The sequence below is a fragment of the Nocardiopsis sp. CNZ308 genome (assembly GCF_004217075.1).
Map to the genome: position 1 here is coordinate 3,825,297 of NZ_SHKJ01000001.1, position 12,793 is coordinate 3,838,089.

Genomic DNA, 12,793 nt, shown 5'->3' on the forward strand with positions numbered 1-12,793 from the left:
CCGTCGCCGTGGTGGGGATGTCCTGCCGACTTCCTGGAGCTTCCACCCCCGAGGCCTTCTGGCGCCTGCTCTGCGAGGGGCGCGAGGCGATCACCGCGCCCCCCGAACGCCTCGGCGGGCACGCCGGAGAGCGCGACGGGCGCTGGGGCGGATACCTGGAACGGGTGGAGGACTTCGACGCCGCCTTCTTCGGGATCTCGCCGCGCGAGGCCGTGGCCATGGACCCCCAGCAACGGCTCATGCTCGAACTCAGCTGGGAGGCCGCGGAGAACGCGAGGATCGCCCCGGCGGCCCTCCGGGACGGCCGCACCGGCGTGTTCACCGGTGCGATCTCCTCCGACTACGCGCTCCTGCGGCAGGTCGGCGGCCGTTCGGCCGTCACCCACCACACACTGACCGGAACCCACCGGGGCATGATCGCCAACCGGGTGTCCTACGTGCTCGGCCTGGGCGGACCGAGCCTGACCGTCGACTCGGGTCAGTCCTCCTCGCTGGTCAGCGTGCACCTGGCGGCGGAGAGCCTGCGCAGGGGTGAGTCCGACACCGCCCTCGCCGGCGGCGTGAACCTGATCCTGGTCCCCGAGAGCACCGACAGCGTCGACGGGTTCGGCGGCCTGTCCCCGGACGGCCGGTGCTACACGCTGGACTCCCGCGCCAACGGTTACGTACGGGGCGAGGGCGGCGCGGTGCTCGTGCTCAAGCTCCTGGACCGGGCGCTGGCGGACGGCGACCGCGTCCACGCGGTGCTGCGCGGAGGGGCGGTGAACAACTCCGGTCGGACCCCCTATCTGGCCCGTCCCGACGCCGAGGGGCAGGTACGCGTCCTGCGTGAGGCCTACCGCCAGGCCGGTGCGGACCCCGCACGGGTGGGATACGTGGAGATGCACGGGACCGGAACCCCCGTCGGCGATCCGGTGGAGGCGGCCGCGCTGGGGGAGGTCTTCTCCCGGGGGCGGCGCGAACCCCTGCGTGTGGGGTCGGTGAAGACCAACATCGGTCACCTGGAGGGGGCCGCGGGCGTGGCCGGCCTGCTCAAGACCGTGCTGAGCCTGTCCCACGGCCAGCTCCCGCCCACCCTGAACTTCGAGTCCCCCCACCCCGACCTGGACCTGGACCGCTGGGGAGTGGTCCCGCAGACCAGCCGAGAGGCGTGGCCGGGCCAGGCCCCGCTCGCGGGCGTGTCCTCCTTCGGGATGGGCGGGACCAACTGCCACCTCGTACTCGGGCCCCCGCCCACCCAGCGCGCGGGCGCCGGAGCGTCGGGCGGCGGCACGGGCATGGACCTGGTCCCGTGGGTGGTGTCGGCGCGGTCGGAGGCCGCCCTGCGCGCCCAGGCCTCCGCGCTGCACGCCTTCGTCTCGTCCAGGCCGGGCATCCGGGCCGAGGACGTGGGCTACTCGCTGGCCACGACCCGCTCGGTGTTCGAGCACCGGGCGGTGATACTCGCCTCCGGCGGCACCGACACGCGTGAGCTGGAGTCGGTGCACTCGGCCACGCCGCCGGACACCGACCCCAGCCGGCCCGGGCCCGTCCTGGTCTTCCCGGGGCAGGGCGGACAGTGGCCGGGGATGGCGCGCGAGCTGCTGGAGGGCAAGGGCACCCTGTCCCGGGTGTTCGCGGCGAGGCTGCGCGAGTGCCAGCGGGCCCTGGATCCGTACGTCGGCTGGTCGCTGCTCCAGGTGCTGCGCAGGGAGCCCCAGGCCCCCGTGGTCGCCGGGCCCGACGCGCGCGTGGACGTGGTCCAGCCCGTGCTGTGGGCGGTGATGGTGTCGCTCGCGCGGGTGTGGGAGGAACTCGGTGTGCGGCCGTCCGCGGTGGTCGGCCACTCCCAGGGCGAGATCGCCGCGGCCTGTGTGGCCGGAGCGCTGTCCCTGGACGACGGCGCCCGGGTGGTGGCCCTGCGCAGCCAGGCCCTGACCGCGCTGGCGGGCACCGGCGCGATGGCCTCCCTCGGACTGGACGCGGACGAGGCCGAGCGGCTGACCGGGCGTCTGGACGACCTGTACGTGGCCGTGCGCAACGGCCCGAACGCCGTGGTGGTGTCGGGCGGTCCCCGCTCGGTGCGCGAGGCCGTGCAGTGGTGCGAGGACCACGGTGTGCGGGCGACGCTGGTCGACGTCGACTACGCCTCCCACTCCGCCCATGTGGAGGGCATCCGCGACCAGGTTCTCCAAAGCCTGTACGGCCTGCGCCCCCGTGCCGCGCGGGTGCCGTTCTTCTCCACGCTCACGGGCGGGGAGCTGGACACCGCCTCGACGCCCCTGGACGGTGGGTACTGGTTCTCCAACCTGCGCGGCACCGTACGGTTCGACCAGGCGGTGCGCGCCCTGGTGGCCTCTGGACGGCGGACCTTCCTGGAGGTCGGGCCGCACCCCGTGCTGTCGTTCGGGATCGAGCAGATCCTCGCCCTGTCCGGAGGCGGGGGGCACGTCGTGCCGACGCTGCGCCGCGACTCCGGGGGCGCCCAGCAGTTCCTGACCAGCGCGGCCAAGGCGTTCGCGGTCGGTGTCGACGTCGACTGGAGCGGCCTGTTCACCGGTAGCGGGGCCAGCGTCATCGACCTGCCGACCTACCAGTTCCAGCGCCGGCGCCTGTGGCCCGACACTCCGGCGGCGCCGTCCCCGGCCGTGCCCGCGGAGGCCGAAGGCCCCGTGTCCGAGCCGGATGGGGACGGCGGCGAGCCCCGGGCCCGCGCGTGGGCCAGGGAGGAGCTGGAGGAGCTGGTCCGGACCCGCAGCACCGAGATCCTCGGGCTCTCCGAGCACGAGGACGGCTGGGAGCGCCGCACCTTCCGCGACCTGGGCTTCGACTCGGTGATGGCGGTCGAGCTGCGCAACGCCCTGGCCGGGGAGACGGGCCTGCGGCTGCCGCCGACCCTGCTCTTCGAGGTGCCGACGGCCGAGGGGATGGTGGACTTCCTGCTCGGCGAGCTCGCCGCGGCCCCGGCTTCCCGGCGGGCACCCGAACGCCGACCCGCGGCGGCGGCCGAGCGTACGCCCGCCGAGGACGACCCGATCGCGATCACCGCGATGGCATGCCGCCTTCCGGGCGGCGCCGACTCGCCCGAGCGGCTGTGGCGGCTCGTCATGGACGGCAAGGACGCGATCGGCGGCTTCCCCGACGACCGGGGCTGGGACCTGGACGGCCTGTACTCCGCCGACCCCGGGACGCCGGGGCGCACCTACACGCGTTCGGGCGGGTTCCTCTACGACGCCGCCATGTTCGACGCCGACTTCTTCGGTATCAGCCCCCGAGAGGCCGACGCGATGGACCCCCAGCAGCGGCTCCTGCTGGAGACCTCCTGGGAGGCGGTCACGCGGGCCGGACTGGAGCCCGGGGAGCTGCGAGGGCAGGAGGTCGGGGTGTTCGTGGGCGCCATGCCCACCGACTACGGGCCCCGGCTCGCTGACCCGGGGCCGGGCACCGACGGCGGCTACCGGCTGACCGGCAGCACCCTGAGCGTGGCCTCGGGCAGGATCGCCTACGTGCTCGGGCTGCGCGGGCCGGCGATGACCATCGACACCGCGTGCTCCTCGTCCCTGGTGGCGCTGCACCAGGCCGTGCGCGCCATCCAGCGGGGTGAGTGCTCCATGGCGCTGGCGGGCGGGGCCACGGTGATGGCCACCCCCGGTATGTTCCTGGAGTTCTCGGCCCAGCGCGGGCTGTCCCCGGACGGGAGGTGCCGGGCCTTCGGCGCCGGAGCGGACGGAACGGCCTGGGCCGAGGGCGCGGGCATGCTCCTGCTGGAACGCGCCTCGCACGCACGACGCGCGGGCCGCCCCGTCCTGGCCCTGGTGAGGGGCAGCGCCGTCAACTCCGACGGTGCGAGCAACGGCCTGACCGCGCCCAGCCGGGAGGCCCAGGAGCGGGTGATCCGACAGGCTCTGGAATCGGCCCGGCTGACGCCACGGGACGTCGACGCGGTGGAGGCCCACGGGACCGGGACCCGGCTGGGAGACCCCATCGAGGCCCGGGCCCTGATCTCGGTGTACGGCGGCGACCGCCGGGGAGAGGACGAGCTCCGCCTGGGCTCGCTCAAGTCCAACATCGGCCACGCCCAGGCCGCCGCCGGCGTGGCCGGGGTGATCAAGACCGTGGAGGCGCTGCGCAACGGTCGGCTGCCCAGGACGCTGCACGTCGACCAGCCCACCGGCGAGGTGGACTGGGAGGAGGCCGGGGTGCGCCTGCTCCGCGAGGAGGAGCCCTGGCCCGACACCGGCCGTCCCCGGCGCGCCGCCGTGTCCTCCTTCGGTATCAGCGGCACCAACGCGCACGTGGTACTGGAGGGAGTCGCGGACGAGGGCGCACCCGTCGTCGTGCCCGACATCCCCTTCCGGCGCCGTCGCCACTGGACGGCGCCCGGGCCGTCCACACCCGTTCCCGCCGCCGGGCCGCTGCTGGGCGACGGGCTCGCCCTCGCGGACGGGCGGACCGTGTTCAGCGGCAGGATCAGCACGGCCGATCACCCCTGGACGGGCGACCACGGCCTGCTGGGCCGGGTCGTCGTCGCCGGAACCGCGGTGGTGGACTTCGTCGCGCAAGCCGCGGCGGGTTGCGGAGCCGGGGCGGTGGGCGACCTCGCCCTGGAGGCGCCGCTGGTGCTGACCGGGGACCGGGCCGTGCTGTTCCAGGTCACCGTGGGGCCCCGCGGCGAGGACGGCCGACGCGAAGTGCTGGTCCACTCCCGGCCCGAGGGCGACGACGCCCCGTGGACGCGGCACGCGTCGGGAACCCTCGTCCACGGGGAGCCCGCCGGACCGCGGGAGGCGTGGGAGTGGCCGCCCGCGGATGCTGACCCGGTGGACACCAGCGCCGATTACGGCCTCCTGGAGAAACGCGGGTACACCTACGGGCCGGTTTTCCGGGGCCTGCGCTCGGTCTGGCGGCGCGGCGGGGAACTCCTGGTCGAGGCCGTCCTTCCCGACGGGGTCTCGGCCGGCGGTCACTTCCACGGCCCCCATCCGGCCCTGCTGGACTCCGTCCTGCACGCGGTGCTCGCGCACGGCGCGGACCAGCGCCGCCTCCTGGTGCCCTTCGCCTGGTCGGGCGTGCGCGTCACACCGTCCGGGGCCGACGGGTCCCCCCGCACGCTCCGGGCGCGGATCACCGAACTGGGGAAGGACCGCTACCGCGTCCTGGCGGTGGACGGGCACGGCACCCCGGTGGCGGCCGTGGACGAGCTGGTGCTGCGTCCCCTCGACGCGGACTCCCTGCCCGAACAGGACCGGGCGGAGTCGTCCGGACTCTACGAGCTCGTGTGGGAGGCGGTACCCGCCGACTCCGCGGCGTCCCTGCCCGTCGGCCTGCCCGACCTCGCCTCCCTCGGCCCGGACGCCCCCGTCCCGCCGACGGTCTACACCGAGCTGCCCCCCACCGCGGTCTACGCGGAGGACGCACCGGTGCCGGACGCCGTCCGAGCCGGACTCGACGCGGCGCTGGAGACCGTCCGCTCCTGGCTCACCGACGAACGGTTCGCGCGCTCCCGGCTGGTCGTGGTGACCTGGCGGGCCGTGCCCACCGACCGCGGCGCCCGGCTCGGAGGGCCGGCGGCGGCCCCGGTGTGGGGTCTGTTGCGCACGGCCCAGCGGGAGCACCCGGACCGTCTCGTGCTCGTGGACTCCGACGGCTCGGAGGACTCCCACCGCGTGCTGCCCGGCGCGGTCGCGCTCGGCGAACCGCAGGTGGCGCTGCGCTCGGGCACGGTCCTGGTGCCCCGGCTGGCCGAGGTCGAGGGTGGGCGAACGGCGCCGGGGGCGCTGTGGCGCCTGGACACCCGCAGGACGGGCTCCCTGGAACGTGTGGAGGCACTGCCCGCGCCGGAGGCGGGGAGGGGACTCGGCCCGGACGAGGTCCGCGTCGCCGTCCGCGCCGCTGGGGTGAACTTCAAGGACGTGGTGGTCGCTCTCGGCCTGGTCGAGGGCGAGACCGGGATCGGCCTCGAAGGAGCCGGAATCGTCCTTGAGACCGGTGCCGAGGTGTCGCACCTGTCCCCGGGCGACCGTGTGGCGGGGATGTTCGACGGCGCGTTCGGTCCGGTCGCGGTCGCGGATGGCCGCAAGCTCGCACGGATCCCCGAGCAGTGGACCTTCGAACAGGCCGCGGCCGTGCCGGTGGCCTTCCTGACGGCCTACTACGGACTGGTGGACCTGGCGGCGGTGCGCCCGGGGGAGAGCGTCCTGGTGCACGCGGCCGCGGGAGGCGTGGGAACGGCGGCCGTCCAGCTCGCCCGGTACATGGGTGCACGCGTGTTCGGTACGGCGAGCCGCCGCAAGTGGTCCGGGCTGGCCGAGTACGGCCTCGACGAGGAGCGGCTGTCCTCCTCCCGCGACCTGGAGTTCGAGCAGCGCCTGCGCGAGGCCAACGGCGGGCGCGGGATGGACGTGGTCCTCAACTCGCTCAGCGGTGAGTTCGTGGACGCCTCCCTGCGGCTCCTGCGTTCGCCGGGCGACGGCGAGGGGCCGGGCGGCAGGCTCGTGGAGATGGGACTGACCGACGTCCGCGACGAGAGGGACGTCACCGAGGGCTTCCCCGGACGCGGTTACGAGGCGTTCAAGCTGACGGACGTGCGGCCGGAGCGGATCGGGCAGATGCTGGGGCGGATCATGGAGCTGTTCGCCGCCGGCACGCTCAAGCCCCTGCCCCTGACCGTCTACGACCTCCGTGAGGCCGGGGACGCCTTCCGGAGCCTTCAGCGCGGGGAGACCGTCGGCAAGCTGGTCCTGTCCGTCCCGGCGCCCTTCCCGCAGGAGTGCACCACCCTGGTCACGGGGGGCACCGGTTCCCTGGGCCACCGGGTGGCCCGCCACCTGGTCACCGACTACGGGGTGCGCCACCTCCTGCTCACCAGCCGGAGCGGACCCGACGCCGGGGGCCAGGACGCGCGCACCGCCGAATTGGAGGCCCTCGGGGCCACCGTGGACGTGGTCGCCTGCGACGCCGCGGACCGCAGCGCCCTGGAACGGGTTCTGCGCGACGTCCCCGGCGACCGCCCCCTCGGGGCGGTGGTGCACACCGCCGGCGTCCTCGACGACGCCACCGTCACCTCGCTCACCCGTGAACAGGTGGACCGGGTGCTGCGGCCCAAGGTCGACGCCGCGTGGAACCTGCACGAACTGACCGCGGGGACCGACCTGGGCGCGTTCGTGCTGTTCTCGTCGGTGGCCGGGATCCTGGGCAACGCCGGTCAGGCCAACTACGCCGCGGCCAACGTCTTCTGCGACGTGCTGGCCCACCACCGCCGCGAACGCGGCCTGCCCGCCACCTCACTGGCGTGGGGACTGTGGGCCGGGGCCAGCGGTATGACCGGACACCTGGACGGCACCGATCTCGGCGTCCTCAGCCGGGGCGGTCTGCTCCCCATGCCCGCCGAGGAGGCCCTGCGGCACCTGGACACCGCGCTGATGTGGAACATGGCCCACTGCGTTCCCGCCCTGTTCGACACCGCCGCCACCGGTTCCGGCGTCCTGCGGGGTCTGGCCCCGCCGCCCGGACCGGACGCCCCGGCCACCACGGACTCCGGCGGGGGCGCGGAAGCCGGGGCGCCCGGCCGCCTCCTCGCGCTGTCCGGGACCGAACGCGAACACGCGCTGCTCACGGGGGTCCGTACGCAGACCGCCCTCGTCCTCGGCCACGACCCCGACGCCGGGCACTTCCGTGTGGACCCCGACCGGCCCTTCAGCGAACTGGGCCTGGACTCGCTCACCGGTCTGGAGCTGCGCAACAGGCTCGGTGACTGGCTCGGGGTCCGGGTCCCGGCCACCGCTGTCTTCGACCATCCGACCCCGCGCGCGCTCGCTCTCCTGCTGGGGGACCTGCTGTCCCCCGGACAGCCCGAGGTCCCCCGGCAGTGGCAGGCCGACACCGGAACCGACACACCCCCCGACGGCACCGGAGCCCGGGGGGAGAGCATCGACGAGATGGGAGTCGAGGAGCTCGTGAACCTCGCCCTGAGGGATGAGCTCCCCGCATCACCACGTGGACAGGAGACGGTGGATGACTACCGATGACCACCGACTGGTCGCGGCGCTCAGGTCCGCGCTGAAGGAGAACGACCGGCTGCGCAGGGAGGTCGACCGGGTCGCCTCCCGCGAGCCCGTCGCCATCGTCGGGATGGGCTGCCGCCTGCCCGGCGGTGTCGGATCCCCGGAGGAACTGTGGGACCTGGTGGCCGGGGGGCGCGAGGCCGTCGGCCCGCTGCCCGGCGACCGCGGATGGGACACGGCGTCACTGCTCGGTGAGGGGGACGGACCCAGGTCGGCGATGACCCAGGGCTCCTTCATCGACGACGCGACCGCCTTCGACCCCGCCTTCTTCGGGATCTCACCCCGCGAGGCGGAGGCGATGGACCCCCAGCAGCGCCTCCTGCTGGAGGTGGCGTGGGAGTCCGTGGAACGCTCGGGGATCTCCCCCTCGGCGCTGGCGGGCACCGACACCGGCGTCTACGTCGGCGTCATCAACCAGGAGTACGGGCCGCGGCTGGCCCAGGCCCCGGCGGACGGCTACGCGATGACCGGGACCACCACGAGCGTCGCCTCCGGCCGGATCTCCTACACCCTCGGACTGACCGGCCCGGCGATGACGGTGGACACCGCCTGCTCCTCCTCCCTCGTGGCCGTCCACCTGGCGGTCCAGGCCCTGGGGCGGGGCGAGTGCTCCCTGGCCCTGGCGGGCGGGGCGACGGTCATGGCCTCGCCCGGGGCCCTGACCGAGTTCACCCGTCTCCAGGGGCTCGCGCCGGACGGGCGCTGCAAGGCGTTCGGCGCCGGTGCCGACGGCGCCGGGTTCTCCGAGGGCGTCGGCGTGGTGGTGCTGGAGCGCCTCTCCGACGCCCGCCGCAACGGCCACCGGGTGCTGGCCCTGGTTCGCGGAAGCGCCGTCAACCAGGACGGGGCGTCCAACGGCCTCACCGCCCCCAACGGACCCTCGCAGGTACGGGTGATCCGCAGGGCCCTGGCGGACGCGGGGCTCGGACCCGGCGACGTGGACCTGGTCGAGGCGCACGGTACGGGGACCACCCTGGGTGACCCGATCGAGGCGCAGGCCCTGCTGGCCGCCTACGGCCGTGAACGGCCTGTCGACCGGCCCCTGTGGCTGGGTTCGCTCAAGTCCAACATCGGGCACTCCCAGGCCGCAGCGGGCGTCGCCGGGCTGATCAAGGCCGTGCAGGCCCTGCACCACGGGGTTCTGCCCAGGACGCTGCACGCCGACGAGCCCACGCCGCACGTGGACTGGGACTCGGGCGCCGTCCGGCTCCTGTCGCGGGAGCGGCCCTGGCCGGAGACCGAACGGCCGCGCCGCGCCGCGGTGTCCTCCTTCGGACTCAGCGGGACCAACGCCCATGTGGTCGTGGAGCAGGCCCCGCCGGAGGAGGCGCAAGCACGCAGCGCCGCCCGGCCCGTCGCCCCCCGTGCCCTGCCCTGGCCGGTCTCGGCGCGCGACACCGCGGCGCTGGAGGAGCAGGCGGCGCGCCTGGGCGCGTACCTGCGCGCCCGGCCGGACGCCGATCCGGCCGACGTCGGCTGGTCGCTGGCCACGACACGGGCCGCCCTGGAGCACCGCGCGGTCGTGGTCGCGCGGGACCGGGCCTCCTACCTCGACGGCCTGGCCGCCCTGGCCGGGGGCCGACACGCCTCCGGGGTGGTGCGCGGGCTGGCCAGGACCGTCAGGGAGCCCGTTCTCGTCTTCCCCGGCCAAGGCGGCCAGTGGGAGGGCATGGCCGCGGAGCTCCTGGACGCCTCGCCCGAGTTCGCCCGGCGCATGGCCGAATGCGAGGAGGCTCTGGCCCCGCACGTGGGCTGGTCGCTCACCTCGGTGCTGCGGGGAAAGGCCCCGGACGTCCCGCGGGACCGCGTGGACGTGGTCCAGCCGGTGCTGTGGGCCGTGATGGTCTCCCTCGCCGAACTCTGGCGCGTCCACGGCGTGCGCCCCGCGGCCGTGGTGGGCCACTCCCAGGGGGAGATCGCCGCGGCCTGTGTGGCGGGCGCGCTCTCCCTCGACGACGCCGCGAAGGTGGTGGCGCTCCGCAGCCGGGCCATCCTGGGACTGGCGGGCACCGGTGCGATGGCCTCGGTCGCCCTGCCGGCGGACCTGGTCCGTGAGCACCTCGCCGTACTGGACGCGGACGTGCGCGTGGCGGTCGTCAACAGCCCCGTCTCCACCGTCGTGGCCGGCGGGGCGGAGGCCGTCCGCTCCCTGGTCGGACGCTACGAGGCCGAGGGCGTCCGCGCCCGGATGGTCCCCGTGGACTACGCCTCGCACACGCCTCACATGGAGCGCCTGCGCGGGTCCGTCACCGCGGCGCTGGCCGACATCACCCCACGGCCGCCCGAGGTCCCCGTCTACTCCGCCCTCACCGGTGGCAGGCTGGGCGAGGTGGAGACGGACGCCGGGTACTGGTACCGCAACCTCGCCGAACCGGTCGAGTTCGCGGACGCGACCAGGGCGCTCCTCGCCGACGGGTACGACACGTTCGTCGAGGTCGGACCGCACCCGGTGCTCGTCCCCGCGCTCCAGGAGACCTGTGAGGCGTCGGAGGCGCCGGGCACCGTGGTCCTGGGCACGCTCCGTCGGGGGGAGGGCGGCCTGGACCGCTTCCTCACCTCGTTGGCCGAAGCCCACGCGCACGGCGTGCACGTGGACTGGGAACCGGTGTTCGGAGGCTCCCCACGGGTCGTGGACCTGCCCACCTACCCCTTCCAACGCCAGCGGTACTGGCGCGCGGCCCCGGACGCGACCTCCTCCGCCGCCGAGGCTGAGGGCGGCCGGACCCCCGGACGCGGATCGTCGCCGGCCTCCCCGGACGACTGGTCCTACAGGGAGGACTGGGTGCCCGCGCGGTCCGCCGGGACCTCCGTCGGCGCCGGGGGCACCTGGCTGCTGTTCGGCGCCGGTCCGACGGACCCCGCCGTCACCGACTGCGTCGCGGCGCTGACGGCGCGTGGGCACGTCGTCCGCGAGGTGGACGTGCCCGAGTCCGCGGACCGCTCCGCGGTGGCGCAGCGGGCCATGGCGGCCGTCAAGGAGGTCGACTCCGTCGTCGGGGTCCTCTCGGCGTACGCCCTGACCGCCGACCCCGCGGCCACGGCACTGTCCTCGCCCACCGCGTTCTCCGGGCACCGGCGCACCGTCCTGCTGACGCAGGCCCTCTCGGACGCCGGGATCACCGCGCCCCTGTGGTGCCTGACCCGGGGGGCGGTCACGGCGGGCGCCGAGGTCGCCGACCCCGCGGCCGCGCTCGTGTGGGGCTTCGGGCGGGTCGCCGCCCAGGAGCAGTCCGAGCGCTGGGGCGGTCTGGTCGACCTGCCCGCCGTCCCGGAGAAGGGGACGGGCGAGGTCCTGGCCGCGTTCCTGGTCGGCGAGCGCGCGCCCGGTGAGGACCAGATCGCCGTCCGCGGCGGCGAGGTGCTGGTCCGCCGGATCGTCCGGGAACCGCTGTCCGGCTCCCCGGCCGTGCGCCGTTGGAAACCCTCGGGAACGGTCCTGGTCACCGGTGGCACCGGGGCGCTGGGGGCCCACGCGGCCCGGTGGCTCGCCCGCAACGGCGCGGACCACCTGCTCCTGGTGAGCCGCCGGGGCGCGGACGCCCCGGGGGCCCGGGACCTGGAGGCCGACCTGCGCGCGAGCGGGGCCCGGGTCACCTTCGCCGCGTGTGACGTCGGCGACCGCGCCGAACTGGCGGGGCTCCTGGAGCGGGTGTCCTCCGAGCACGGACTCCGTGCGGTGGTGCACACCGCCGCGGCCCTCGACGACGGCGCGATCGACGCCCTCACCCCGGACCAGCTGGTCCGCGCCCTGCGTGCCAAGGCCGACGGAGCCGTGCATCTGCACGAGCTCACCAGGGACCTGGAACTGTCGGCCTTCGTGCTGTTCTCGTCGGTTTCGGCCGTGTTCGGGGTCACCGGCCAGGGCAACTACGCGCCCGGCAACGCCTTCTGCGAGGCTCTGGCCCACCACCGCCGCGCGCTGGGGCTCCCGGCCACGTCGGTCGCGTGGGGCGCCTGGGCGGGGGGCGGCATGGCCGAAGAGGCGGACGTCGCCGAGCTCCTGCGAAGGCACGGGCTGCCCACGATGGACCCCGAGGTCGCGGTCGACGCGCTCCAGCACGTCCTCGACCGGGACCTGACCGCGCTCGCGGTCGCCGACGTCGACTGGCCGCGGTTCCGCACCGCCTTCACGGTCAACCGGCCGAGCCCCCTCATCGGGGACCTGGGCCTGGAAAGGGGCGGGTACGCGGCGCCCGAGGAAGACGGGGACGGTTTGCGGGCCCGTCTGGCCGGTCTGGGCCGCGGCGAGCGTGTCCGTGAGGTGACCGGACTGGTCCGCGACCAGGTGGCCGACATCCTCGGCTACCCCTTCGGCGGAGCACTGGACACCGACCGCGGCCTCAAGGACCTGGGGATGGACTCGGTGACCTCCATCGAGCTGCGCAACCGGATGTCCGCGCTCACCGGCCTGCGGCTGGCGTCGGGGATCGCCTTCGACCACCCCACCTGCGAAGCCCTGGGCCGCCACCTGGAGGAGCGCCTCTTCGGAAGCGCCGACCAGCTCGTGATGGCCCAGCTCGACGGGGTCGAGGCGGCCCTGGCGGGGGACGGGGGCCACGAGCTGGACCGCGGCGCCGTCGCCGACCGTCTCCGCGCCCTGCTGAGCCGTCTGTCCCCGGACGACACCGCGGACAGGACCGACCAGGAGTTGGAGGCCGCGAGCCGCGACGAGCTCTTCGCCTACATCGACCAGACACTGCTCGACTGAACGGCACACCCGAGCCCGGCCCAGCGGCCGACGGGTCCGCTCC

General features: G+C 75.1%; 2 protein-coding genes. Both read left to right on the top strand.

Translation table 11 applies throughout. From position 1 onward, the window contains the following. The first annotated feature begins 8 nt into the window (after window positions 1-8). Window positions 9-8,006, top strand: a complete 7,998-nt coding sequence (locus EV372_RS16715; protein WP_130398961.1) for a type I polyketide synthase — start codon at window positions 9-11, stop codon at window positions 8,004-8,006. Further along, window positions 7,993-12,750 (top strand): type I polyketide synthase, encoded by a 4,758-nt coding sequence (locus EV372_RS16720; RefSeq protein WP_130396726.1) that lies wholly within the window; start codon window positions 7,993-7,995, stop codon window positions 12,748-12,750. Before EV372_RS16715 ends, EV372_RS16720 begins: the two co-directional genes overlap by 14 nt. The last annotated feature ends 43 nt before the right edge of the window (window positions 12,751-12,793 follow it).

Bases quoted from the DNA above. Each gene is read 5' to 3' on its own strand.
- EV372_RS16720 (WP_130396726.1), top strand. From the start codon at position 7,993: ATGACTACCGATGACCACCGACTGGTCGCGGCGCTCAGGTCCGCGCTG.